Here is a 25,522-nt window from a genome sequence, read left to right on the forward strand (position 1 = left end):
CTGCGCGTGGCATGTGTCACCATGGAGTCGTGGCCCCCCGCGGAGACGGCAAGCTCAACCACGACCTCCTGCCGAACGAGAAGGGACCCCAGGACGCGTGCGGCGTGTTCGGGGTCTGGGCTCCCGGCGAGGAGGTCGCCAAGCTCACCTACTTCGGCCTGTACGCGCTGCAGCACCGCGGCCAGGAGTCGGCGGGCATCGCGACGTCGAACGGCGAGCAGCTGCTCGTCTACAAGGACATGGGCCTGGTGTCCCAGGTCTTCGACGAGACGGCGCTGAACGCCCTGCACGGCCACATCGCCGTCGGGCACGCGCGGTACTCGACGACCGGCGGCAGCACGTGGGAGAACGCGCAGCCGACCCTCGGCGCGACGGCCGGCGGCACGGTCGCGCTGGCCCACAACGGCAACCTGACGAACACGGCCGAGCTGGTCGACCTGGTCGCGGAGCGGTACGGCGCGCAGCGGCGCGGCGAGCTCGCGCGCGGCAACACCACGGACACCGCGCTGGTGACGGCGCTGTTCGCGGGCGACCAGGACCACACGCTCGAGGCCACCGCGATGGAGGTGCTCCCGCGGCTGCGCGGCGCGTTCAGCCTGGTGTGGATGGACGAGCACACGCTGTACGCGGCCCGCGACCCGCAGGGCGTGCGCCCGCTGGTGCTCGGCCGGCTGGAGCGCGGCTGGGTCGTCGCGAGCGAGACCCCGGCGCTCGACATCGTCGGCGCGTCCTTCGTCCGGGAGATCGAGCCGGGCGAGCTCGTCGCGATCGACGCGGACGGCCTGCGCACCCAGCGGTTCACCGAGAAGCAGCAGCGCGCGGGCTGCGTGTTCGAGTACGTCTACCTGGCCCGCCCGGACACCACGATCGCCGGCCGCTCCGTGCACGCCGCGCGCGTCGAGATGGGCCGCCGCCTGGCGAAGGAGCACCCGGTCGAGGCCGACCTGGTCATCCCGGTGCCCGAGTCCGGCACCCCGGCGGCGGTCGGCTACGCGCAGGCGTCCGGGATCCCGTTCGGCCAGGGCCTGACCAAGAACGCCTACGTCGGCCGGACGTTCATCCAGCCGTCGCAGACGCTGCGCCAGCTCGGCATCCGGCTCAAGCTCAACCCGCTGCGCGAGGTGATCCGCGGCAAGCGGCTGGTCGTCGTGGACGACTCGATCGTGCGCGGCAACACCCAGCGCGCGCTGATCCGGATGCTCCGCGAGGCGGGCGCCGCCGAGGTGCACGTGCGGATCAGCAGCCCGCCGGTGAAGTGGCCGTGCTTCTACGGCATCGACTTCGCCTCCCGGGCGGAGCTGATCGCGAACGGCCTCGCGGTCGAGGAGATCGGGTCCTCGCTGGGCGCCGACTCGCTCGGCTACATCTCCATGGACGGCATGATCGCCGCCACCGAGCAGCCCGCGGCGCAGCTGTGCACCGCGTGCTTCACCGGGAAGTACCCCATCGAGCTGCCGTCGCAGGACCGGCTCGGCAAGCACCTGCTGGAGCAGAACGAGCTGCCGCTCGGCGCTCCGGAGGACGGACTCGCCACCCTGGTTCCCGGGACCGGTGGCTCGAACGCGCTGGAGCACCCGTGACCGAGGGCATCACCTACGCCGCCGCCGGCGTCGACACCGAGGCGGGCGACAAGGCCGTCGAGCTGATGAAGGACGCCGTCCGCGCGACCCACGGGCCGCAGGTGCTGGGCGGGGTCGGCGGCTTCGCCGGGCTGTTCGACGCCTCGGCGCTCGTCGGCTACCGGCGCCCGCTGCTCGCGACCTCGACCGACGGCGTCGGCACCAAGGTCGCGATCGCGCAGGCGATGGACGTGCACGACACGATCGGGTTCGACCTGGTCGGCATGGTCGTCGACGACATCGTCGTGGTGGGCGCGAAGCCGCTGTTCATGACCGACTACATCGCGTGCGGCCGGGTCGTCCCGGAGCGCATCGCCGACGTCGTCCGCGGCATCGCGGCGGCCTGCTCGGTCGCCGGCACCGCCCTGGTGGGCGGCGAGACCGCGGAGCACCCGGGCCTGCTGGGCCCCGACGAGTACGACGTGGCCGGCGCCGCGACCGGCGTGGTCGAGGCGGACGCGCTGCTCGGCCCGGAGCGGGTGCGGGCGGGCGACGTGCTGGTGGCGCTCGGGTCGAGCGGCCTGCACTCCAACGGCTACTCGCTGGTGCGCCGGGTCGTCGCGCACGCCGGCTGGTCGCTCGACCGGCACGTGCCGGAGCTCGGACGCACGCTCGGCGAGGAGCTGCTGGAGCCGACCCGCGTCTACGCCTCCGACTGCCTCGCGCTGGTCGAGCGCGCGGGCGGCGCGGTGCACGCGTTCAGCCACGTGACCGGCGGCGGGCTCGCGGCCAACGTCGCGCGGGTGCTGCCCGCCGGCCTGGTCGCGGACGTGCCGCGCGGGTCCTGGACGCTGCCGCCGGTGTTCTCGCTGGTGCAGGCCGCGGGCGCGGTCCCGTGGACGGACCTGGAGCGGACGCTCAACCTGGGCGTGGGCATGGTCGCGATCGTCGACGCCGCGGGCGCGGACGCGGTCGAGCGGCACGCGGCGGAGCTCGGGTTGACGGCGTGGCGGCTCGGCGAGGTGCGGGACCTCACGGCGGCGGACGCCGAGGGCGGCCCGGACCTGGTGGCGGGCACCAAGGGCGTGCAGGGCGGCGCGGTGCGGCTCAGCGGGGAGTACCGCACGGCCTGAGGCGGCCGCGAGGACCGCGCGGCCTGAGGCGGGCGCGCCGGTCCTCGTGCGGAGTCCGCCATCGGCGCGGACGCCGCTCGGCGTCCGCCGACGTGGGCCGCGGCGCGGCGCCACCGGTCAGCGCGCCCCGGCGCAGCTGGGGGCAGCGCCTGCCGGCGTGGAACCGCGCCGCGCCTGCCGACGCGTGCCGGGGCAGCGCACGAGCCGGGTCCGCTTGCGACCGTCGACTGACGGTGCGAGGAGACCCGGCTCGTCGTGCTGGTGGGCCGCTGTGTCTCAGCGGCGGGGCCGGTGCCATGCGGGGTGGCTGCCGACCCGGGTATTCAGCGCTCGTCCGCCCAGCGAGGGGGGTAGTCGTCACCCTCGTCGTCGGAGTCCTGTCGGCTGTCGGTGACGAGGTCGTTCCGGTGGCCGGTGAGCTCCTGCTCCAGCGCCCGGTAGTTGGTGTCGGGGCTGAAGTACTTCAGCTCCCGAGCCACCTTCGTCTGCTTAGCCTTCTGACGGCCGCGCCCCATGGCATCGACCCCCTCTAACGTGGAAGCGGGGCGGCTCCGTGCTCACACGTGCGGCCCCGGGATGCTGAATAGTCTGTTCGTGTCGCAACGGTACATGGTCCCGCGGCATTCCGACCACTCGCCCGGGAGCGGGTCCGCGCCGCCGGAGCCCGCGCGGGTGGGCCGGCCGCTGTCGCGCGGCGTCGGGCGCCGCCCCCGCCACGGCGCCCGACGTGCGCCGACGAGGTGGCGACCGGCGGGCGCGTGCGTAGGACCCAGGTCCGGGTGCACGGACCGGGTCGGGTGTGATCTTCGCCACTGGCGAACGCGCGCCGGCGTCGGGACGATGGGGAGCGTGGTGTCGCCGTGAGCGCGCCGCCCGGGACGCCGACTGGGACGAACGACCCGGTGGGCGGGCTCCGGGCGGGGCAGTCACGACGCCGTCCACCCGGACGGGTGAGGTGAGCGGACGTGGGGACCGCCCGTTCGGAGCACGGTGTCGACGCGCAGTCATGTCGACTTCGACCTAGAGTGTCCTCATAGTTACCACTTGTCCCGGAATGGGACGTTGGTACTAGTTGTCGGAAGTTCGCACGTGACACCGTCGTCACGGTGGGGGCGCAAGGGGGGTCGAGCGCGAATGACGTCACCGATGCCGAGCCAGCCCGGCTCCGTCCGGGCAGCGGTACCGATGGCCATGTTCCTGTCTGTCATGACGACGGGTCACCCGACCGGTCGTCGCCACGAGGGCACCCCGGAGGTCTGACGTGTCTGCCCCCCACACCGAGAACGAGATCCTGCTGACGCCGTCGGAGGTCGCGACCCTGTTCCGGGTCGACCCCAAGACGGTCACCCGCTGGGCGAAGTCCGGCAAGCTGTCGTCGATCCGCACCCTGGGCGGTCACCGGCGCTACCGCGAGACCGAGGTGCGCGAGCTCCTCGGCGGCGTCCCGGGTCAGCGCGGCGACGACGTCTGACGTCGTCGCGTCGGGCCTGACGCCTCGCGGCGGCGGGCCCGGTCGTCCGGCCACCGCCCACCGTCCCGGTCGCGCCGTGCCGCGATGTCCGATCGCCGCCGGTGCGCGCCCGCCTGACGGGCGCAGGATGGTGCCATGACCGAGATCGCCACCGCCGTCCCGCCGCGCGCGACAGCCGCCGCGGAGCCGCTCGACCCCGCCGCGCCGCTGCTCGCCGCCGTGCTCCCGTCGCCGGCCGGCGGGCTCGCGGTGCTGCTGACCGAGGACGGCGTCGTGCGCGCCGCCGGCTTCGGCCCGGTGCCCGCGATGGCTGCGCGCCTGCCCCTGGACCTGGCGGCGCGCGGGCACGAGCTGCTCGAGCCCGCAGCCCTCGCCGCCCGCGGCGCCGGCCCCGCGCTGGTCGCCGACGCGGCGGCCCGCTACCTCGACGGCGAGGTGGGAGCCCTCGACACGGTGCCCGTCGCGCAGCCCGGCGGTCCGTTCCAGCAGCGGGCGTGGGCGGCGATGCGCGCGATCGCGCCGGGGTCGACCGCCACGTACGCGGAGCTCGCCGCCGCGGCCGGCAGCCCGACCGCGGTGCGCGCAGCCGGTTCGGCGTGCGCGCGCAACCTGGTGGCGCCGTTCGTGCCGTGCCACCGGGTGCTGCGCAGCGGCGGGACGCTCGGCGGCTACTACTACGGGCTCGACACCAAGCGGGCGCTGCTGGCGCACGAGGCGCGCGGCTGACGCCCGGCGCGGGCGGCCCGGGTCGACCCGCCCGCGCGAGGTGCTCCGCCCCGCGCGGGCGGAGGTCAGCGCCGGACGGCGAGCACGACCACGAGGGCCAGCGCCCCCACGGCGCCGGCGAGGATGCCGCGCGCCCGGTTCTTGTTGGCCGGGTCGGCGGCCGGGTCCGTGCCGACCGCGTCGCGCCAGATCTTCTCCGCGGCGGCCCGGGCGTCGGCGACCTGCCGCTTCGGGCTCAGCCGCTCGGCGAGCGCGTCGGCCGTGCCGGCCAGCTCGGCGCGGGTCAGCAGGACCTCCGCCTCGAGGGCGGTGATCGTCGGCTTCGGCGTGGGGGAGTCGCTCATCGGCTCAGGCCCTCCTTGACGGACTTCTGCACGGTCGCGGCGTCCTGCTTCAGACCCGCGACGGCCTTCTCGGGCGTCGGCGGGGTGCCCTTCTGCAGGCTCTTCACCCCGACGAGCGCGAGCACGCCGGTGATGATCGCGAGCGCGACGAGCACGATCAGCGCGGCGAGCCACGGCGCCAGGCCCTCGCTGATCGCGAGGATCACCGTGGTGACCAGCACCGCGAACGTGAAGAACCCGAAGAACGCGGCGCCCGCGAGCAGCCCGATCCCGATCCCCGCGGCCTTGGCCTTCTGCGCGAGCTCGGCCTTGGCCAGGTCGATCTCCGCGCGCACCAGCCGGGCGGCCTGCTCGCTGAGCCGGCTGATGAGCTGGCCGATCGACTGCTGGTCCGGGCCGGACCCGCTGCCCGATGTCGTCGTCATCCGGTGCTCCTTCGTGGACGGGAGGCGTTCGGCCCCAGTCTGGCCCGTCCGCGTGATCTCCGCAGGTGGGACGGGCCGGGTGTGCCCCGTGCTGGGTGGTGCGGGTCAGTCGGCCCAGGGGTGGACGAGGTCGGCGTCGCGCGCCGGGCCGGGCGGCGGGGGCGTCGGTCGCACGCGCTCGGGGAGCCGGCTGCGACCCCAGGCCGCGAGCCCGGCGGCGGCGCCGATCAGCACCACCCCGACGATCACGGCCGCGAGCCAGAGCTCGACCACGTGCGCGAGGCCGACGACGGCAGCGGTGACGAGCAGCGCCAGGCCGAAGACCGTGAGCAGCAGCGCCCCGGCGAACGCGATCGCGCTCGGCCGGACCTCCACCGCCCGCGCCCGCACCGAGCGGGTCACCGCGTCGATCTCCGCCTGCACCGAGCGCCGGACGCGGTCCTCGACCTGCTCGATGCGCTCACGGGTCTTCTCGGCCAGCGGCTCCGCCAGCCGGCCGAACAGGCTCCGCCGCGGCTCGTCGGCGTCGGTCACGGTGCCCTCCTCGTCAGGACCCGGAGCCGCACCGCGTCCTCGCGGCGGCTCCCGGTTCCACCTGGTTCGCCCGGTGTGACCACCCTAGTCACCGCGGGACGTCCCGGCCGGTCCACCTGCGCGGCGTGCCGCCGGGCGTACGGTGCCCCCGTGGTCGGACGCGTCGTGCGGGTGGCTCTCGTCGTGGACGAGGCGCTGTCGCGCGCCGCGCTGGCGCTCGGCCTCGAGACGGACCCGCGGCTCGCCGTGGTGCACCGGCTCGCGGGTCGGGTCGAGGCGCTCGACCGGGTCGAGCCGCGCACCGTCGACGTGCTGGTCGTCGAGGACACGCTGGCGGACGGGACCGGCGTCGAGGTCGGCCTGCGGCTCCAGGAGCGCGACCCCGACCTCGCGGTGCTGCTGCTGTCGGGCGGCGACGCCTCGGGCGTGGTGCTGGCGCTGCGGGACCGTGCGCCCCGGCCGTGGAGCCACGTGTCCCGACGGGCGTGCCCCGACCCGGGTGCGCTCGCGCGCGCGGTGGTCGCGGCGGCGGACGGGCTCGCGGTGGTCGGCCCCGGCGACGCCGCGGCGGCGCCCGGCAGGGGCCTCGGGCTGACCGCCGCGCAGGACGGGGTGCTCGCGCTCGTCGCCCAGGGCCTGTCGAACCGGGCGGTGGCGCAGGCGCTCGGGCTGTCGCCGCGGTCGGTGGAGAACCACCTGGCGGCCGTCTACCGCGTGCTCGGCGCCACCGGCCCGGACGTCAGCCCGCGCGTGCTGGCGGCGCTGGCGTACCGCACGGGCCCCGCGCGGCGTGCGGCAGGATGAGCCGCGGCCCGCACCAGCCGCGACGAGCCGACCCGGAGGACCCCACGAGCACGCCCCCCGTCCCCCCGCCCGCGCCCCGACCGGCGCACCACCGCGCGGGCCTCGCGCTGCTCGTCGCGGCGGGCGGCGCCCTGGGCTCGCTCGGCCGGTACGGGCTGTCCCGCGCGTTGCCCCCGCAGGACGGCTGGCCGGTCGGCACGCTGACCGCGAACCTCACGGGGGCGTTCCTGCTGGGCGTGCTGCTCGAGGTCTTGGGCCGCCGCGGGCCCGAGACGCCGGGTGTGCAGCGGGTGCGGCTCGCGCTCGGCACGGGCGTCCTCGGCGGCTACACCACGTTCAGCTCGCTGGCGCTGGAGACCGAGCGGCTGCTCGCGTCCGGGGCCGTCGGGACCGCCCTGGGGTACGCGGCGGTGTCCCTCGTCGCCGGCGTGCTGTGCGCGGCGGCCGGCGTGGCGGCGGTGGCGGCGCTCGCGGGCCGGGGCGCGCCGCCGCCGCCCGGGGGTGCGCGGTGACCGACGCCCTGCTCGTCGCGGTCCTGGGCGGCCTCGGCGCCGCGACCCGGTTCTGGGTGGACGGCGCCATCCGGGCCCGCGGTCGCACGGTGCTGCCCGTGGCCACCATCGCGATCAACGTCACCGGGTCGCTGCTCATCGGCCTGGTCGCGGGGGCGCACCTCTACCTGGGCCTGCCCGCGACGTGGCAGCTGCTGCTGGCGACCGGCTTCTGCGGCGGGTACACGACGTTCTCCGCGGCGGCGGTCGAGACCGTCCGGCTGGCGCAGGCCGGCGAACGGGCCCGCGCGGTGGCCAACCTCCTCGGCACGACGGTGCTCACGGTCGCGGCCGCCGCGGCCGGGCTGGCGCTCACCGCCGTGTGGGCCGGTTGACCCACTTGCCACGGGTCGTCCCGGTTTGCGAGGGTCGTCGGGGACCGCGCCGCCGCGCGTGACCGCTCGGCCGCTCCGGTCGGGTCCTCCGACCGGAAGGACACGGCGTTGAGCGAGACCTTCGTGGCGCCCGGCGAGCCGATCGACCTCGACAACTGCGCGCGCGAACCCATCCACATCCCCGGTTCGGTGCAGCCGCGCGGGGTCCTCCTGGTGGTCCAGGACGACGGCGGCGTCGTCCTGCAGGCCTCCGAGAACGTCGCGTCCGTGCTCGGCCGACCCGTCGACACCGTGCTGGGCGCGCCGCTCGGCGACGTCCTGGGGGTGCCGGCCGCCCGCGTGGTCCTCGAGCAGCTCGCCGCGGTGCCCGACCACCGGACCCGCAACCCGGGGCTGGTCGAGATCGCGACCGCGGACGGGAGCGTCCAGCTCGACGTCGTCGTGCACCGCCCGCCGCCGGCGACGCTCGCCGACCCCGGCCCGGTGTTCGTCGTCGAGCTCGAGCCGGCCGACGGCCCGCGGCCGCTGACCTACGGCACGACCTACGAGAGCGTCCGCGACGCGATCGCCGACCTGAACCGCGCCGGCGAGCTCACCGAGCTGTACGACATCGCGGCCCGGCACGTGCGCCGGCTGACCGGCTTCGACCGCGTGATGATCTACCGGTTCGACGCCGAGTACAACGGTGAGGTCGTCGCCGAGGCGAGGCGCCGCGACCTGGAGTCGTTCCTCGGGCTGCACTACCCGGCCTCCGACATCCCGGCGCAGGCGCGGGCGATGTACGAGAAGAGCTGGATCCGGCTCATCTCCGACGTCGAGTACACGCCGGTGCCGGTCGTGCCGACCGCCGACCCGCTGTCGGGCCGGCCGCTCGACCTGACCTACGCGACGCTGCGCTCCGTCTCGCCGATCCACTGCGAGTACCTGCGGAACATGGGCGTACGGGCGTCGATGTCGATCTCGCTGCTCCGCGACGGGAAGCTCTGGGGCATGGTGGCCTGCCACCACTACTCCGGCCCGCACGCGCCGTCCTACGGGGTGCGCGCGGCGGCCGAGTTCCTCGGCGTCGCCCTGTCCGCCCGCCTGGTCGCGCAGGTCGAGGAGGACGCCCTGGCGGAGAGCCGCCGGGCGTCCGGCGTGCTGGCCCGCCTGGTCGGCGCCAGCCGCGACGAGGAGGTGCGGCTGGCGCAGGCGCTGACCCGGACCGACGACCTGCTGACCCTCGTCCCCGCCGACGGCGTGGTGGTCAGCGTCGGCGCGGACGTGCTGACCCGGGGCCGGGTGCCCGACGGCGAGGCCTGCCGGAAGATCGCGGCGTGGGCGTCCTCCGCGGACGAGGTGCTCGCCACGGATCGGCTGCCCGAGGAGCCGGGCGCGCCCGACGTGCCCGGGATCGCCGGCGCGGTCGCGGTGGCCCTGCCCGACGGCGGGACGGTCGTCTGGCTACGCGGCGAGGTCGTGCGCACCGTCGACTGGGGCGGCGACCCGCACCACAAGATGATCGCGGTGCCGGAGGGCGACGGGGTGCGGCTCGGCCCGCGGCAGTCGTTCGACCTGTGGCGCGAGCAGGTCCGCGGGCGCTCGCTGCCGTGGGACGACCAGCACGTGCAGAACGCGGCCGACCTGCGGACGTACCTCGTGGAGGCGCTGTTCCGCCGCGGGCGGGCCGAGGTCAACGCCGCGCGCGCGATCCAGCGGACCCTGCTGCCCACGTCGCTCCCGCTGCTGCCGGGCTGGTCGGTGGACGCGCGGTACGAGCCCGCCGGGACCGGGCAGGTCGGCGGCGACTGGTACGACGTGCTGCGGCTGGCCGACGGGCGGCTCGCGCTCACCATCGGCGACGTCACGGGCCACGGCCTCGCGACGGCGGCGGCGATGGGGCAGCTGCGCAACGCCACGCGCGCCTACCTGCTGGACGCCGCACCGCCCGCCGTGGTGCTGTCGCGGGTCGCCGCGCTCGCGCGGTGGACCCTGCCGGGGCAGATGGCGACCATGGCGGTCGCCCTGCTCGACCCCGCGACCGGCGAGGTGGAGTACTCCGGGGCGGGGCACCTGCCGCCGCTCGTGGTGCGCGCGCACGGGTCCGCGGCGTGGGAGCCCGTGCTGGGCTCGCCGCTGATCGGCCTGCTCGCGGGGGAGCCCGCCGCGGGCCGGACGACGCTCGCGCCCGGCGACGCGCTGCTGCTGTTCACGGACGGGGTGATCGAGCGGCGGCGGGAGTCGCTGCGCGACGCCCTCGCCCGGACGGCCGAGGCGGTCGGCCGCCCGGTGCCGGGGGACCTGGACGCGCTCGTGGCGCGGCTGCGGGACCCGGCGTCGGACGACGACGCGACGGTGGTGCTGCTGGCGCGCGACTGACGCGCGCGGATCAGCCGCCCAGCAGGTCCGCGAAGGACGGGGCGCCGGCGAACGGGTCCTGCGGCCCGCGCGGCCCGCGGGCGGCGACGGTCGTGGCGAGCTCGGCGCCGGCGCGGCGGATGCGCGCGGGCAGCGGGCTCGGCTCGTCGGCGGTGGCGCCGGCGGCCCAGTCGTCGGTCGCGGCGAACACCGAGGTCGTGGCGACGTCGGCCCGCAGGTAGGTGAACAGCGGGCGGATCGAGTACTCGAGGGCCAGGGAGTGCCGGGCGGTGCCGCCGGTCGCGCCGAGCAGCACGGGCAGGCCCACCAGCGAGTCCTTGTCGAGGATGTCGACGAACGACTTGAACAGGCCCGAGTAGGTCGTCGTGAACAGCGGGGTGACCGCGATGAGCGCGTCGGCGCCGGTCACGGCCTCGATCACCTCGGCCAGCGCGGGGCTGGGCACGCCGGTCAGCATCGCGTTGACGATGTCGTGCGCGTGGTCGCGCAGCTCGACGACGCGGACCTCCGGGCGCTGCCCGCGGTCGGCGAGCTCGGTCGCGGTCGCCTCGGCGAGGCGGTCGGCGAGCAGACGGGTCGAGGACGGCTGGCCGAGGCCGGCCGACAGCGCGACGATCGAGCGCTGGGTCATGGCGTGCTCCTTCGGAGGTCCTGCTGGGGTGGTGCGCGGGGTGGTGCGGGGCGTCGGGTGGAAGGTCCGGCCGGCCACGCCGACGGCGTGTCGGTCAGAACCTTCCACCCGACGGGGTTGTTCCTCCGGTCAGAGGCCGAACGCGGCGCCCTGCCGGGCGGTGACCGCGTCGGCGGCCGCGGCGTCGTCCTCGGCCGTCTTCCCGGTCCAGTGGTCCGCGGCGGCGACGGTCTGCTCGTGCACCTGGCCGGCGGAGCGGGCCTTCGCGACGCGCTCGGCGTGCGTGGGCGGGCCGGACGGGACGTCGGCGGGGCGGTCGGACTCCATCTCCTTGCGGAGCACCGGGACGACCTCGCCACCCAGGATGTCGAGCTGCTCGAAGACGGTCTTGAGCGGCAGGCCCGCGTGGTCGATGAGGAACAGCTGGCGCTGGTAGTGGCCGACGTCGTGCCGCATGGCGGCGTACCGGTCGATGACCTGCTGCGGCGAGCCGACGGTCAGCGGCGTCTGCGCGGAGAAGTCCTCCAGCGACGGGCCGTGGCCGTAGACCGGCGCGTTGTCGAAGTACGGCCGGAACTCGTCCACGGCGTCCTGCGAGTTCTTCCGCATGAACACCTGACCGCCGAGGCCGACGATCGCCTGGTCCGCGCGGCCGTGGCCGTAGTGCTCGAACCGCTGCCGGTAGAACTGCACCATCTGCTTGGTGTGGCTCATCGGCCAGAAGATGTTGTTGTGGAAGAAGCCGTCGCCGTAGTAAGCGGCCTGCTCGGCGATCTCGGGGCTGCGGATCGAGCCGTGCCACACGAACGGCGGGACGCCGTCCAGCGGCCGCGGGGTCGAGGTGAAGCCCTGCAGCGGGGTGCGGAACTTGCCCTCCCAGTCGACGACCTCCTCCTCCCAGAGGCGGCGGAGCAGGGCGTAGTTCTCGATCGCCAGCGGGATGCCCTGGCGGATGTCCTGGCCGAACCACGGGTAGACGGGGCCGGTGTTGCCGCGGCCCATCATGAGGTCCATCCGGCCGTCGGAGATGACCTGGAGCATCGCGTACTCCTCCGCCAGCCGGACCGGGTCGTTCGTGGTGATGAGGGTCGTGGCGGTCGACAGCACGATGTTCTTGGTGCGCCCGGCGAGGTAGCCGAGCATCGTGGTCGGGGACGACGCGACGAACGGCGGGTTGTGGTGCTCGCCGGTCGCGAAGACGTCGAGACCGACCTCCTCCGCGTGCTCGGCGATCGCGAGGATCGACCGGACGCGCTCGGTGTCGTCGGGCGCGCGGCCCGTGCGGGGGTCAGGCGTGATGTCGCTGACCGTGAAGACTCCGAACTGCATCTCGCGCTCCTCAAGTCGATGCGTTTGCATGTACTTGCGCCCCAACGAGGGCGCGCGCCGATCTATTCCGCGCCGCCGGGACCGTCGTCCCCGACCCGGTGCCCCTGCGCATCGGGGCAGGTCAGCGCGTCGGGGCGCCGTTCTCGGCCGGGGCCCGCCGGCTCGCCCGCCGCGTCACCAGGTGCAGCACCAGCCCGACCGCGAGCAGCACCCCGGCGAGCGCCCAGTGCCGCGCCTCCTGCTGGGTCAGCAGGACGACGCAGGTGACGACGGCGAGCACCGGCAGCGCGGTCCAGGCCCGGAAGTGCGGGTGGTCGACCCGGTCCCGGCGCAGGACGAGCACGGCCACGTTGGTGCTGAGGAAGACGAACAGCAGCAGCAGGACGACCGTCGACGCCAGGTCGACGAGCTCGCCGGTGGCGGCCAGCACCATCGCGACGACCGTGGTGACGACGATCGCGACCCACGGGGTGCGGCGGCCGGGCAGCACCCGCCCGAGCACCGGAGGCAGCAGGCCCTCCTGCGCCATGCCGTAGGTGAGCCGGCTGGCCATGATCATCGTCAGCAGCGCGCCGTTCGCGACCGCGACCAGCGCCACCGCGGAGAAGATCTCGAGGGGGACGCCGCCGGCCGCGCGCACGACCTCCAGGAGCGGTCCGCTGGAGGCGGCGAGGTCCTCGGGCGCGACGACCGCCGGGGCGACGAGCCCCACCAGCAGGTAGACCACGCCCGCGGCGAGCAGGGCCCCGAACAGCGCGCGCGGGTAGACGCGGCGGACGTCGGTGACCTCCTCGGCCAGGTTGGCGGAGGTCTCGAACCCGACGAACGAGTAGAACGCGATCAGCGCCCCGCCCAGGATCGCCGCGGCCCACGACGTCTCGGCGGGCAGCTCCAGCACCCGGCCGGGGTCGCCGTCGCCGCGGCCGAGGACGACGGCGCCCAGGATCACGACGAGGACCAGGCCGGACAGCTCGATCGACGTCATGACGACGTTCGCGCGCAGCGACTCCTGGATGCCGCGCATGTTCAGCGCCGCCACCAGGGCGAGGAACACGATCGCCGTGAGCACCGGCGGCAGGTCGAGGAACACCGAGAGGTAGTCGCCGCCGAACGCCAGCGCGAGGCCGGCCGCGGAGGTGACGCCCGCCGCGAGCATGCAGAAGCCGACGAGGAACGACACCAGCGGGCTGCCGAAAGCGCGCTGCGCGAACACCGCGGACCCACCGGCCTTCGGGTACTTGGTGACGAGCTCGGCGTACGAGGCCGCCGTCAGCAGGGCCATGCCCAGCGCGACCAGCAGCGGCAGCCAGATGGCGCCGCCCGCCTCGGCGCCGAGCTCGCCGACCAGCGCGTACACGCCCGCGCCGAGCACGTCGCCGAGGATGAACAGGAACAGCAGGGGACCGGTCACGGCCCGGCGGAGGCCGGGGGACTTCTCGGTGGCGGTGTCGGTGGTCACCGGGCCGAGTATCGGCGCGCTCGTGCGGTCGCGCGCGGCGAGCCCGGCGCGCTGCCCGGCGCCGAGCGAGCAGCCGACGTGCCGAGCGAGCAACCCGGGGCCACCCCCTCGACGCGTCGGTTGCTCCCTCGACGCGGCGGTCGCCGCTCGGCCCGGCGGTCGCCGACTCCGCGGGTCGCGGGTGTGAGCAGGGGCACACGCCAGGTGTGGAGGGCTCAGAGGGTCGCGCGCGTTGTCGATGGTGGACGTGCGGGCCCGGCCCGCCGTCCCGCCCGGGGGACCGGGCGACGCCGCGTGACGAGACCGCGGTAGCAGGTGCCCGTGCCCGCGGGCCGGCGCCGACCGCACCACCACCCCGCACCACCGCGCGCCGCGCTCGCCGCGGCAGTCCGCGGGGGCGACGTCGCCCCCGCGCCACCGGCCCGCCGCCGGCGCCGCCGGTCATCGCAGCACCGCACGACCGGGCGCCCGCGCGCGCCCGCACGCAGGGGGATCCGCATGTCCGCACCGACCCGCGCCCGCAGGGGCGCCGCTCTCGTCGCCGCGCTGGCGACGGTCCTCGCGCTCGCCGCACCGGCCGCCGCCGTGTCCGCCCCGACCAGCACCGACGGCTTCCGTCTCGGCGCGCACGTCGACCGCGGCTCCGCCCCCGACGCCGCGGCGGCCGTCGCGGGGTTCGAGGACGCGCTCGGTCGCCGGCTCGACGTGCACCGCTGGTACAGCCGGTGGGACGACGCCCAGCCCGCGGGCCCGGTCGCGGACTCCGTCGCCCGGGGCCGCACCCCGCTGCTGTCGATCTGGCCGAAGCGCCTCGACGGCTCGGTGGTCCCGTGGTCGGCGATCGCGTCCGGCGCCGTCGACGGCGACATCCGCCGGCAGGCCGCGGGCGTCGCCGCCCTGGGCGTCCCGGTGTACCTGACGCTGCACCACGAGGCCGACATCGCGCAGGGCTGGGGCACCCCGGCGGAGTTCCGGGCGGCCTGGCGGCACTACGTGCAGGTGTTCCGCGACGCGGGCGTGCGGGACGTGCGCTGGACCTGGGTGGTGACGCCGGGCAGCTTCGGGTCGGCGCCGTCGACCGCGGGCGCGGAGGCGTTCTACCCGGGGGACGACGTCGTGGACCGGGTGGGGCTGGACGCCTACAACTGGTACGGCTGCGCCCCGGGCAAGCCGGCTGGGTGGCGGTCGCTCGCCGAGGTGGCCGGTCCGTTCCGGCGGTGGGCGGAGGCGCGCGGCAAGCAGGCGGTGCTGGCGGAGTTCGGCACCGCCGCCGACCCCGCGGACCCCGCGCGGCGCGCCACCTGGCTGACCGAGGCGGTCGCGTACCTCGGCGCCTGGCCGGGGCTCGACGTGGCGTCGTCGTTCGAGGGGACGGGCACCTGCCCGTGGGCGGTGGCGGGCTCGGAGCCGGCGCGCGCCGCCTATGCCGCCGCGGTCGCCCGGCCGGTGGCGAACGCCGGGCCGACCGCGGACCTGCGCCCGTCCGCCCGGGTCGGACCGGCGCCGCTCGCGGTCACGTTCGACCTCGCGCGCAGCACGGGCGGCGGCGCCGCGACGGGTGGCGGCGTCACGCGGTGGACCCTCGCCCTCGGCGACGGCACGACCCGCACCGGCACCGGGCAGCCCGGCGTCGTCACGCACACCTACGCCGCGGGCACGGTGACCGCCCGGCTGACGGTCACGGACGCCGCGGGCCGCACCGCCACCGACGCCCGGACGCTCGTGGTCGCCGCGCCACCGGTGGTCACCGGCGCCGAGAGCGGCGTCACCGGTACCGCGGCCCGGGTGCGCGCCTGGGCGGATCCCGCCGGCCTGGCCGGGACGGTCCGCATCGCCTGGGGTCCCGAGGGCGGGGCCGAGACCGGCCGCGTCGAGCGCCCGCTCGCAGCGTCGGCCGCCGCGCAGGAGGTCGCCCACGACCTCGTCGGCCTGGTCCCGGGCACCCGGTACCGGTGGACGGCCACCGCGACGACGGCGGCGGGCAGCACCACGCTGACCAGGACGTTCGACACTCCGGGGCCGCCGACGGTGCGGGCGCTCGCGGCCACGGGCGTCACTCGCACGGGCGCCACCGCGCAGCTGCGGGTGCACCCGCGCGGCCTCGACACGACGGTGCGCGTGGAGTGGGGAGCGGGCTGGTCCTCGCGGAGCGTCGAGGTGCCGTTCCCCGCCGCGTCCTGGGAGCGCGCGGGCACGGTCGACCTCACGGGTCTCGCGCCGGGGACGACCTACCGGTTCCGCGTGGTGGCGACGAACGCGGCGGGCACCACGGTCGGGCCGGAGCAGGTGCTGACCACGTCCGGGTGAGGCCCATTCACCCGCCGCGCCACCCGATCGGCCTATCAAGCCGGTCGGGCGGGACGCAATCGTGACCGTCTTGTGACCTGAGTCACCTCGTCGTGCGCTGACCTGCGCCGACGCCGGTCGGCTGACGCGCCGCGAGAGTTTGCTTTGATCGCGAATGTCCGAAATGCGAATGTGGCGCCGTCGCGGAATGCGGTTGCCGGGTTCGCGAGGTCGCGCCCTCCTGTGTTGCATGCCGTCAACACGACATTCGTGGCGACGTCGTCGCTGCAGGGGGGACGGATGATGGTGGGTGCGCTGCAGCATGCCCGAAAGCTGGTCGCGGGAGCGACCGCGGCGATCCTGGCGTCGGGAGCGATGGTCTTCGCCCCGACGGCCGCACAGGCGGCACCAGGGGACGCCAGCGCCACGAGCGTGGCGATCAACCTCAACGCGGGCATCTCCATCCCGCCGCTGGTCAACATCCCCCTGGTGGGGCTGACGACCACGCTCGGCACGGCGGTCGCGCCGCCCGGGGGCGGGACGAGCCAGAGCGGCCTGCTCAACCTCGGCGTCGGTGGCCTCGGGGTCACGACCGCGGGGAGCGTCACCAGCACGACGGCGACGCGGACCGCGGCCGGGTCGACCGCGACGTCCGAGATCGCCGGCGTCAACATCGGCGTCCTCGGCCTGAGCGCCGTCGCCCTCGACGCGGTGAGCGCGACCGCCACCTGCCCCGCGGGGGCGGCGCCCGCCGCGGCCGCGAACGTCGCCAACCTGCGCCTGCTCGGCCAGGCCGTGACGCTGAACGCGAGCACGCCGACGGTCTCGGCGGGCGCGAACGTCAACGTGCTGGGCCTCGCCGGGGCGCGCCTCAACGCCACCGCGCGCCAGGTCACGACCACCACGGCGACCAGCGCGTCGTCCGCGGCGGTCCTCGTCGACCTCGGCCTGTCGGCGACCGTCACGCTGACCGGCACCACCGTCAACGTCCCGCTGGGCACGATCGCGCTCGCCCAGGCGTCCTGCCAGGCGCCGAACGCCACGGTCGCCTCGGTCGCGCCGACCACCGGCCCGACCTCCGGCGGCACCGTCGTCACGGTGACGGGCAACGGCCTGCAGAACGCCACCGGCGTCACCGTCGGGGGCGTCCCGGCCACCTCGGTCACCCCGTCCGCCGACGGCACCTCGCTGACCGCGGTCACCCCGGCGGCCGAGGCCGCGGGCGCGGTCCCGATCGTGGTGAACCGCCCGACCGGCGACGTCGCCGCGGGCAGCTTCACGTACGTCGCGCCGACGATCTCCGCGGTCGACCCGCCGCAGGGGACGACGGCCGGCGGCACGACCGTGACGATCACCGGGACCGGCCTGGCCGGCGCGACGGGGATCTCGTTCGGCGGCGTCGCCGGCACGGTCACCGCGAGCACGCCGACGTCCGTCACCGCCGTCACGCCGCCGCACGCGGCGGGCACGGTCCCGGTGACCGTGACGCTCCCCGGCGCGGACGCCTCCGCGACCGGCGCCTTCACCTACGTCCCGCCCACCAACCCGACCGTGGCCACGATCACGCCCGCGGAGGGGCCCGCGGCCGGCGGCACCGCCGTCACGCTCACGGGCACGAACCTGGGCAACGCCACCGCCGTCACGTTCGGCGGCACGCCCGGCACCATCACCGCGCGCACCGCGACGTCCCTCACGGTGACCACCCCGCCGCACGCGGCGGGCCCGGTGGCGGTCGCGGTGACCAACCCTGCCGGCACCACCACCGCCGCGGACCCGTTCACCTACCTGGACGACGGCTCCGGCGCGACGTTCACGGGCGTGGCACCGGCGCAGGTGCCCACGGCGGGCGGCACCACCGTCACGATCAGCGGCACCGGCCTCGGCGGCGCCACCGGAGTCACCGTCGGCGGCGTCGCGGCGACCGGCGTGACCGCCACGCCCACGGGCATCACGGCGACCGTGCCGGCCCGCGAGACCGCGGGCGCCGCGCCCGTCGTCGTGCAGTTCCCGGCCGGCACGCGCGCCGCGGGGACCGTCACCTACGTGGCGCCGACGATCACCGCGGTCGCCCCGGCGCAGGGCCCGGCGGCCGGCGGCACGGCGGTCACGCTCACGGGCACGGGCTTCGGTCCGGCCACCGGCGTGACACTCGGGGGCCGGACCGCCACGATCACCGCGCAGTCGCCCACCTCGCTGACCGTGACCGCACCGGCGCACGCGCCGGGGCCGGTCGACGTGGTGGTCGTGGCGCCCGGCGCGGACGCGACCGCCGCGGGCGCGTTCACGTACCTCGACGACGGCACCGGCGCGACCGTGACGGGCCTGACGCCCGCCACCAGCCCGACCGCCGGCGGCGGCACGCTGACCGTCACGGGCACCGGCCTGGCCGGCGCGACCGGTCTGCTGGTCGGCGGCACCCCCGCCACCGGCCTGACCGTCGCGCCCGACGGCACGGGCGTGTCCGGCACGATCCCGGCCTCGGCCGCGGCCGGACCGGTCGACGTGGCGCTGGTGTTCCCGGGCGGCCAGGTCGTCGCCGGACCGCTCGTCTACGTCGCCCCGACGATCGCGCTCAGCCCCGCGCAGGGCACCGACCAGGGCGGCACGACGGTGACCCTCACCGGCACAGGCCTGGCCGGCGCGACCGGCGTCACGTTCGACGGCGTCGCGGGCACCGGCCTGGACGTCGTGAGCGACACCGAGCTCACCGTCACGACGCCGGCGCACGCACCCGGCGCGGTCGACGTCGTCGTGGCCCTGCCGGGGCTCGACGCCACGGCGGCCAGCGGCTACGCCTTCCTCGCGGAGGGCGCCGCCACGGTGACCGGGGTCGACCCGGCCGAGGGCCCGGTCGCGGGCGGAACGGTCGTCACGCTCACCGGCACCGACCTGGCCACCGTGTCCGGGGTGCTGTCCGACGGCGTGCCCGGCACCGGCCTGGACGTCGTCAGCGGCACCGGCCTGACCGTCACCTCGCCGCCGCACGCGGCGGGCCCGGTGACGCTCACCGTCACCAACGAGGGCGGCGACTCGCTGCTGCCCGCCGGGTTCACCTACCTCGCGGACGGCACGGACGCGACGGTCGACGGCCTCGCGCCGGTCGAGGTGCCCACCGCGGGCGGCACCACCGTGACGGTCACCGGCACCGGCCTGGCGGGCGCCACCGGGGTCACCGTCGGCGGCGGCCCCGCCACCGACGTGGTTGTCGCCCCCGGCGGCGGCACCCTCACGTTCACGACGCCGGCCGGCGAGACCGGCGGCGCCGCCCCGGTGGTGATCGCGTTCCCGCTGGGCACCGTCGAGGCGGGCGACCTCACGTACGTCGCCCCGACGCTCGACGCGCTAGACCCCGCCGAGGGCCCGACCTCCGGCGGCACCACGGTCACGCTCACCGGGACCGGGCTCGAGGCCGCGACCGGCGTGACCTTCGGCGGCGTGGCCGCCACGGACCTGGCCGTCGTCGGCCCGGGGGAGATCACCGTGACGTCGCCCGCGCAGGGGGCGGGCGACGTCACGGTGGCGGTCGAGCTCCCGGGCGCCGACCCGGCGGGGCTCACCTTCACCTACCTCGACGACGGCGCGGACGCCGTGGTCGACGGCGTGGCCCCGGCCGCGCTGCCGACGTCCGGCGGCACGGTCACGGTCACGGGTTCCGGCCTCGCCGGCGCGACGGGCATGACCGTCGGCGGCGTCCCGGTCGTCGACCTCGCGGCGACCGACGGCGCCGTCAGCGGCACCGTGCCGCCCGCGGAGGCCGGCGGCGCGCAGGACGTCGTCCTGCAGTTCCCGGGGGGCGAGGTGCCCGCGGGCACGGTCGAGCTGCTCGCGCCGGCCGTCACCGACGTGCAGCCGGCGTTCGGCGTGAGCTCCGGCGGCAACCAGCTGGTGCTCACCGGCACCGGGCTGGGCGCGGCCACCGAGGTCGCCGTCGGCGGGGCGCCCGCCGAGATCGTCGCGGTCGCGCCCGACGGCACCTCGGTGACCGTCACGGCCCCGCCGGGGGCACCCGGCGCGGCCGACGTCGTGGTGACGCTGCCGGGCGCCGACGCGGTGCTCGACGACGGCTACCGCTACCTGGACGACGGCTCCGGGGCCGACGTGACGGGCCTGGCCCCGGCCGAGGTCCCGACCACCGGCGGCACCACGATCACCGTCTCCGGCACCGGCCTGGGCGCCGTCACCGGCGTCACGGTCGGCGGCGTCCTCGCGGACGGCCTCGCGGTCGCCCCGGACGGCACCGCGGTCTCGGTGACCGCGCCGCCGTCCGAGGCGGGCGGCCCGGCGACGGTCACCCTGATCTTCGAGGCGGGCTCCGCCGTCGCCGGCACGGTGACCTACGTGGCGCCGGCGCTCACGGGCGTCGACCCGGCCGAGGGCCCCGCGGCGGGCGGGTCGTCCGTCACGCTCACCGGCACCGGGCTGACCGGCGCCTCGGGCGTCACGTTCGGCGGCGAGCCGGCGCCGATCACGGCGGTCGCCCCGGACGGCACCGGCCTCACGGTCACGACGCCGGCGCACGCGCCGGGCGCCGTGGACGTCGTCGTCGAGCTGACCGGCGCGGACGCGGTCCTCGCGGGCGCGTTCACCTACCTGGACGACGGCGGGTCGGCGACGGTCGACGGCCTCGACCCGGCCCGGAGCCCCACGGCGGGCGGCGGCACGCTCACCGTCACCGGCGCCGGCCTCGGCGCGGTGACCGGCGTGACCGTCGGCGGCGTCCCGGCGGGCGACCTGGTGGTCGCCCCGGACGGCACCTCGGTGACCGTCACGATCCCGGCAGCGGAGGCGGCCGGCCCCGCGGACGTCGTCCTGGCGTTCCCGGCCGGCACGGTCGCGGCGGGGGCACTCGAGTACGTGACGCCCCCGCTGGCCGGGGCCGACCCGGCCGAGGGGCTCGCGGCGGGCGGCACGTCGGTCACGCTGACCGGCACCGGCCTGGCCGGCGCCACCGGCGTCGCGTTCGGGGGGATCGCGGCCCAGGTCGTCGACGTCGCCGCCGACGGCACGTCGACCACCGTGACCTCCCCGCCGCACGCGGCGGGCGCGGTGGACGTCGTCGTGGCCCTGCCCGGGCCGGACGCGACGCTCCCCGGCGGGTTCACCTACCTGGAGGACGGCTCCGGCGCGACCGTCACCGGCGTCACGCCGACGACCAGCCCGACCGCGGGCGGCGGGACCGTCACGGTCACCGGCACCGGCCTGACGGGCGCCACCGGCCTGACCGTGGGCGGCGTCCCCGCCACCGGCGTGACGGCGTCGCCCGACGGCACCTCGTTCTCCGCGGTGCTGCCGGCCTCCGACGCCGCGGGCCCGGCCGCCGTGGTCGTCGTCTTCCCCGAGGGCACGCTCCCGGCCGGCGAGATCACGTACGTCGCGCCGACCGTGACCGGGGTCGCCCCGGCCGAGGGCGGCACCGGCGGCGGCACGCTCGTGACCGTCACCGGGACCGGGCCCGCCGGCGCCACGGGCGTGCTGCTCGGCGGCGCCCCGGGCGTGGGCGTCGCCGTGGCCCCCGACGGCACGAGCCTCACCGTCACGACGCCGCCCGGCACCACCGGCCCGGTGGACGTGGTCGTGCAGCTGCCCGGGGTCGACGCCACGCTGGCGGACGGCTTCACCTACGTGGACGACGGCACCGGCACGACGGTCGACGCGACCGACCCCGCCACCAGCCCGACGGCCGGGGGCGGCACGCTGGCCCTCACCGGCACGGGCCTGGCGGGCGTCGAGTCCGTGACCGTCGGCGGCGTGGCCGTCCCGGTGGAGACGCAGAGCGACACCGGGATCACCGTGACGATCCCGCCGGCGGACGCCGCGGGCGAGGTCGCCGTCGTGCTCGGCTTCCCGTCGGGCGCCACGGTGCTCGCGGGGGCCCTGGAGTACGTCGCCTCGACCGTCACGGCCGTGGACCCCGCGGCGGGCCCGCAGTCCGGTGGCACCGGGGTGACGGTCACGGGCACCGACCTGGGCGCGGTCACCGCCGTGCTCGTGGACGGGGTGTCCGTGACCCCGACGGAGGTGACCGCGACGTCGGTGACCTTCGAGACGCCGGAGCACGCGCCGGGGGCGGTCGACCTGGTGCTGGAGCAGCCGGGCGCGGACGTGACCCTGGCGGGCGCGTTCACCTACCAGCCCGACGGGTCGGACGCGGTGGTCGGCGACCTGACGCCGGGCACGGTGCCGCTCGCGGGCGGCGTCCCGGTCACGATCACGGGGACCGGCCTGACCGGTGCGACCGGCGTCACGGTCGGCGGCGAGCCGGCGACGGACGTCGTGGTCGCCGACGACGGCACCTCGATCACCTTCACGACGCCCCCGGGCGCCGAGCCGGGGGCCGAGCCGGTCGTGATCACCCACCCGGGTGGCGGCGGGGTGCCCGCGGGCGACCTCACCTACGCCGACGACGGGTCGGCCTCGGCGGTCGCCGGCGTCGAGCCGGCGACGGTCCCGACGTCGGGCGGCCCGGTCACCGTGACCGGGACCGGCCTCGGCGGGGTCTCCGGCGCCACCGTCGGTGGCACACCCGTGGCCGTCACGGTGGTGTCCGGCACCGAGGTGACCGTGCAGCTGCCGCCGACGGAGACGCCGGGCGCCGTCCCGGTCGTGCTCGAGTTCCCGGCGGGCACGCTGCCGGCCGGCGACGTCACGTACGTCGCCGCGACGGTCACCGCGGTCGACCCGGCCGAGGGCCCGCAGTCCGGCGGCACGTCCGTCACCCTGACGGGGACCGGGCTCGGCGCCGTGACCGCGGTGCTGGTGGACGGCGCCCCGGTGACGCCGACCGAGGTGACCGCGACGTCGGTGACCTCCACGACGCCGGAGCACGCACCGGGCCCGGTCGGCCTGGTGCTGGTCCAGCCGGGTGCCGACCTCGAGGTGCCGGACGCCTTCACCTACCTGGTGGACGGCTCCGACGCGGTGGTCGGCGGGCTCGAGCCGGGCACCGTCCCGCTCGCGGGCGGCGTCCCGGTCACGATCACCGGCACCGGTCTCACCGGGGCCACGGGCGTGACCGTCGGCGGCGTCGCCGCGACGGACGTCGTCGTGGCCGACGACGGCACCTCGATCACGTTCACGGCGCCCCCGGGCGCCGAGCCGGGGGCCGAGCCGGTCGTGATCACCTACCCGGGTGGCGGCGGGGTGCCCGCGGGCGACCTCACCTACGCCGACGACGGGTCGGCCTCCACCGTCGACGGCGTCGAGCCGGCGACGGTCCCGACCGCGGGCGGCACGGTGACCGTGTCCGGCACCGGCCTGGACGGCGTCTCCGGCGTGACCGTCGCGGGCAGCCCCGTGGACTTCACGGTGGTGTCCGGCACCGAGGTCACCGTCGTGCTGCCGCCGTCCGACGCCCCCGGCGCCGTCCCGGTGCATCTCGAGTTCCCGGCGGGCTCGCTCCCGGCGGGCGTGGTCGCCTACGCCCTCCCGGCCGTCGACTCGGTCGAGCCGGCCGCCGGCCCGCAGTCCGGCGGCACGTCCGTCACGCTGACGGGCACCGGCCTGGGCGCCGTGACCGGGGTCCTGGTCGACGGCGTGGCGGTGGCCCCGTCCGCCGTGACCGCGACGTCGGCGACCTTCACGACGCCGGAGCACGCGCCGGGCGCCGTCGACTTGGTGCTGGTCGCGCCGGGCGCGGACGCGACGCTCGCCGCGGCGTTCACCTACCAGGCCGACGGCTCGGACGCCGACGTCACCGGCCTGGACCCGGCCGAGGTCCCGCTCGCGGGCGGCGTCCCCGTGTCCCTCACCGGCACCGGGCTGAACGGGGCCACCGGGGTGACGGTCGGCGGCACCGCGGCCGGGGACGTCGTGGTGGCCGACGACGGCACGTCGATCACGTTCACGGCGCCCCCGGGTGCCGGGACGGGCCCGGCGGCGGTCGTCGTCACCTACCCCGGCGGCGGCGAGGTGCCCGCGGGCGACCTCACCTACGTCGAGGACGGCAGCGGCGCCACGGTCGGCTCGGTGACCCCGGCGACGGCGCCCACCGCGGGCGGCGTGCCGATCACGGTCACCGGCACCGGCCTGGCGGGCGCCACCGGCCTGACGGTCGGCGGCGTGGCGGTCGCGGACGCGGTGCCCTCGGCCGACGGCACGACCCTCACCGGCACGCTGCCGGCGAGCGAGACCGCCGGCGCCGCCCCCGTGGTGATCACCTTCCCGGCCGGGGAGGTGGCCGCCGGCACGGTGACCTACGCCGGCCCCGTGCTCACGGGGCTGTCCCCGGCGCAGGGCCCGGTCGCGGGCGGCACGACGGTGACGATCTCCGGGTCCGGCCTGGCCGCGGCCACGGGCGTCACGTTCGGCGGCGTCCCGGCCACCGGCCTGACGGTGGTCCCCGGCGGCCTGACGGTCGTCGCGCCGGCCGGCGCGGCCGGCCCGGCGGACGTCGTGGTCGAGCTGCCGGGCGCCGACGCGGTCCGCGCCGGCGGGTACGGCTACGTCCCCGAGGGCGGCCCGTTCCTCGGCGGCCTCACGCCGAGCACGGGCCCGACCGCGGGCGGCACCACGGTGACGCTCACCGGCACCGGCCTCGGCACGGTCTCCGGTGTCACCTTCGGCGGCGTCCCGGCCACGATCGTCGGCACGCCGACGGCCGACCAGGTCGTCGTCACCACGCCGGCGCACGGCGCGGGCCCGGTGGACGTCGCGGTGACCAACGCCGCGGGCACCGGGGTCCTCCCGGGGGCGTACACCTACCAGACCCCGGCCGGTGGCCCGGTGCTGCGGGTGGCGTACTACGCGCCTCGGGTGGGCCCGACGTCGGGCGGCCAGACCGTGCTGATCACCGGGACCGGGTTCGTCCCGGGCCAGACCTCGGTGACCTTCGGCGGCACCCCGGCCGAGTCGGTGGCGGTCCTCTCGGGCACCGCGGTCGTCGCGGTGAGCCCGCCCGGGCCGGAGGGCGTGTGGCCCCTCGTGGTGTCCGTGGCCGGCGTCGACGCGGTGACGCTCGGCTACGAGTACGACGCGGACGCCGCCCCGGTGCCGGCCGCGCCGGTCGCCACGGGCGCCGACCCGTCCGACCTCGACGCGGGCGGGGGCACGCCCGTCACCGTGGGCGGCACCGGGTTCGTCCCGGGCGACACGTCGGTGGTCGTCTGCGGCACCCTCGTGCCGGCCGACGAGGTCGCGGTCGCCGCGGACGGGACGTCGCTGACGTTCACCGCCCCGGCCTGCGCCCCGGGTGCCGCGGAGATCGTGGTGGTCACCCCCGGTGGCACCGCCTCGCTCCCGGTGACGTACTACGCCTCCGAGGTGCTGGCGGCGGCCGACGACCCGGCGGACCCGGCGTCCGGCGCGTCCGACCCGCTCGCCGTGACCGGCAGCGACATCGGCCGGGAGGCGCCGTGGTGGGCCGCGGGCCTGGTGCTCTGGGGCGTCGGGCTGCTGCTGGTCCGGCGGTACGCGGTCCGGCGGCGGGCGGCGCGACCGGGCGGGGCCGGGTGACGGCCGGGCACTGACCGCTCGGGCGTCGACCGGCCGGCACCGGACCGGCGGCCGCGCGTCGCGGCGGGGACCCTCCCGCCCGGCGCGCGGCCGTCGTGCTGGGGATCCCGTACTACGTGTGGGACCT

At 77.0% G+C, this 25,522-nt stretch carries 17 protein-coding genes; 10 read left to right on the top strand and 7 right to left on the bottom strand.

From position 1 onward, the window contains the following. Window positions 1-29: 29 nt before the first annotated feature. Both purF and purM read left to right on the top strand, forming a co-directional pair. The gene (gene purF / locus KVT14_RS04495) at window positions 30-1,580 is read left to right on the top strand and encodes an amidophosphoribosyltransferase (RefSeq protein ID WP_147794567.1); all 1,551 of its coding nucleotides are present in this window, start codon (window positions 30-32) and stop codon (window positions 1,578-1,580) included. After that, window positions 1,577-2,692, top strand: coding sequence for a phosphoribosylformylglycinamidine cyclo-ligase (gene purM, locus KVT14_RS04500; protein WP_217614562.1), 1,116 nt, complete (start codon window positions 1,577-1,579; stop codon window positions 2,690-2,692). Before purF ends, purM begins: the two co-directional genes overlap by 4 nt. 323 nt (window positions 2,693-3,015) lie before the next feature. Here purM and KVT14_RS04505 read toward each other — a convergent pair whose 3' ends face one another. Further along, on the bottom strand, window positions 3,016-3,207 hold the full coding sequence (locus KVT14_RS04505; protein ID WP_147794565.1) for a DUF3073 domain-containing protein: 192 nt from the start codon (window positions 3,205-3,207) through the stop codon (window positions 3,016-3,018). 746 nt (window positions 3,208-3,953) lie between these two features. Here KVT14_RS04505 and KVT14_RS04510 point away from each other — a divergent pair. After that, window positions 3,954-4,163, top strand: a complete 210-nt coding sequence (locus tag KVT14_RS04510) for a BldC family transcriptional regulator (RefSeq protein ID WP_147794564.1) — start codon at window positions 3,954-3,956, stop codon at window positions 4,161-4,163. A gap of 135 nt (window positions 4,164-4,298) precedes the next feature. Next, entirely contained in the window at window positions 4,299-4,889 is a 591-nt protein-coding gene (locus tag KVT14_RS04515) for a methylated-DNA--[protein]-cysteine S-methyltransferase (protein ID WP_254630378.1), read from the top strand. Between the two features lie 65 nt (window positions 4,890-4,954). Here the strand turns inward: KVT14_RS04515 and KVT14_RS04520 are convergent, their stop codons facing one another. From KVT14_RS04520 to KVT14_RS04530, 3 genes are all read right to left on the bottom strand, one after another. Continuing rightward, entirely contained in the window at window positions 4,955-5,233 is a 279-nt protein-coding gene (locus KVT14_RS04520) for a DUF3618 domain-containing protein (protein WP_217614563.1), read from the bottom strand. Continuing rightward, on the bottom strand, window positions 5,230-5,658 hold the full coding sequence (locus KVT14_RS04525) for a phage holin family protein (RefSeq protein WP_147794561.1): 429 nt from the start codon (window positions 5,656-5,658) through the stop codon (window positions 5,230-5,232). Before KVT14_RS04525 ends, KVT14_RS04520 begins: the two co-directional genes overlap by 4 nt. A 105-nt stretch (window positions 5,659-5,763) precedes the next feature. After that, the gene (locus tag KVT14_RS04530; protein ID WP_217614564.1) at window positions 5,764-6,192 is read right to left on the bottom strand and encodes a phage holin family protein; all 429 of its coding nucleotides are present in this window, start codon (window positions 6,190-6,192) and stop codon (window positions 5,764-5,766) included. A gap of 150 nt (window positions 6,193-6,342) precedes the next feature. On the opposite strand from KVT14_RS04530, the gene KVT14_RS23390 reads away from it, so the two are divergent. The 4 genes from KVT14_RS23390 to KVT14_RS04550 all read left to right on the top strand — a co-directional run bounded on the left by KVT14_RS23390 (window position 6,343) and on the right by KVT14_RS04550 (window position 10,240). After that, the gene (locus KVT14_RS23390) at window positions 6,343-6,996 is read left to right on the top strand and encodes a response regulator transcription factor (RefSeq protein ID WP_217614565.1); all 654 of its coding nucleotides are present in this window, start codon (window positions 6,343-6,345) and stop codon (window positions 6,994-6,996) included. Continuing rightward, window positions 6,993-7,508 (top strand): CrcB family protein, encoded by a 516-nt coding sequence (locus tag KVT14_RS04540; protein ID WP_217614566.1) that lies wholly within the window; start codon window positions 6,993-6,995, stop codon window positions 7,506-7,508. Before KVT14_RS23390 ends, KVT14_RS04540 begins: the two co-directional genes overlap by 4 nt. Continuing rightward, window positions 7,505-7,882: a fluoride efflux transporter CrcB gene (gene crcB / locus KVT14_RS04545; RefSeq protein ID WP_217614567.1), complete on the top strand. Its 378-nt coding sequence runs from the start codon at window positions 7,505-7,507 to the stop codon at window positions 7,880-7,882. Before KVT14_RS04540 ends, crcB begins: the two co-directional genes overlap by 4 nt. A gap of 108 nt (window positions 7,883-7,990) precedes the next feature. Further along, window positions 7,991-10,240 carry a SpoIIE family protein phosphatase gene (locus KVT14_RS04550; protein ID WP_217614568.1) on the top strand — a complete coding sequence of 750 codons (2,250 nt, stop codon included), beginning with the start codon at window positions 7,991-7,993 and terminating at the stop codon, window positions 10,238-10,240. A 10-nt stretch (window positions 10,241-10,250) separates the two neighbouring features. Here KVT14_RS04550 and KVT14_RS04555 read toward each other — a convergent pair whose 3' ends face one another. The 3 genes from KVT14_RS04555 to KVT14_RS04565 form a co-directional block, all read right to left on the bottom strand. After that, window positions 10,251-10,871, bottom strand: a complete 621-nt coding sequence (locus KVT14_RS04555; protein ID WP_147794556.1) for an FMN reductase — start codon at window positions 10,869-10,871, stop codon at window positions 10,251-10,253. A gap of 129 nt (window positions 10,872-11,000) precedes the next feature. Further along, a complete protein-coding gene (locus KVT14_RS04560) occupies window positions 11,001-12,200 on the bottom strand; it encodes an LLM class flavin-dependent oxidoreductase (protein ID WP_217614569.1) in 1,200 nt (399 codons plus the stop codon). A 121-nt stretch (window positions 12,201-12,321) separates the two neighbouring features. Next, window positions 12,322-13,659, bottom strand: coding sequence for an APC family permease (locus tag KVT14_RS04565; RefSeq protein WP_217614570.1), 1,338 nt, complete (start codon window positions 13,657-13,659; stop codon window positions 12,322-12,324). Window positions 13,660-14,157: 498 nt separating this feature from the next. Between KVT14_RS04565 and KVT14_RS04570 the strand changes: the two genes are divergently transcribed. Beyond that, complete coding sequence (locus KVT14_RS04570) at window positions 14,158-15,966, top strand: PKD domain-containing protein (RefSeq protein ID WP_217614571.1); 1,809 nt, start codon at window positions 14,158-14,160, stop codon at window positions 15,964-15,966. A gap of 249 nt (window positions 15,967-16,215) precedes the next feature. After that, the gene (locus KVT14_RS04575) at window positions 16,216-25,395 is read left to right on the top strand and encodes an S-layer family protein (RefSeq protein WP_217614572.1); all 9,180 of its coding nucleotides are present in this window, start codon (window positions 16,216-16,218) and stop codon (window positions 25,393-25,395) included. Window positions 25,396-25,522: the final 127 nt, after the last annotated feature.

The organism is Cellulomonas sp. GbtcB1, from assembly GCF_019091725.1.
Lineage (GTDB): Bacteria > Actinomycetota > Actinomycetes > Actinomycetales > Cellulomonadaceae > Cellulomonas.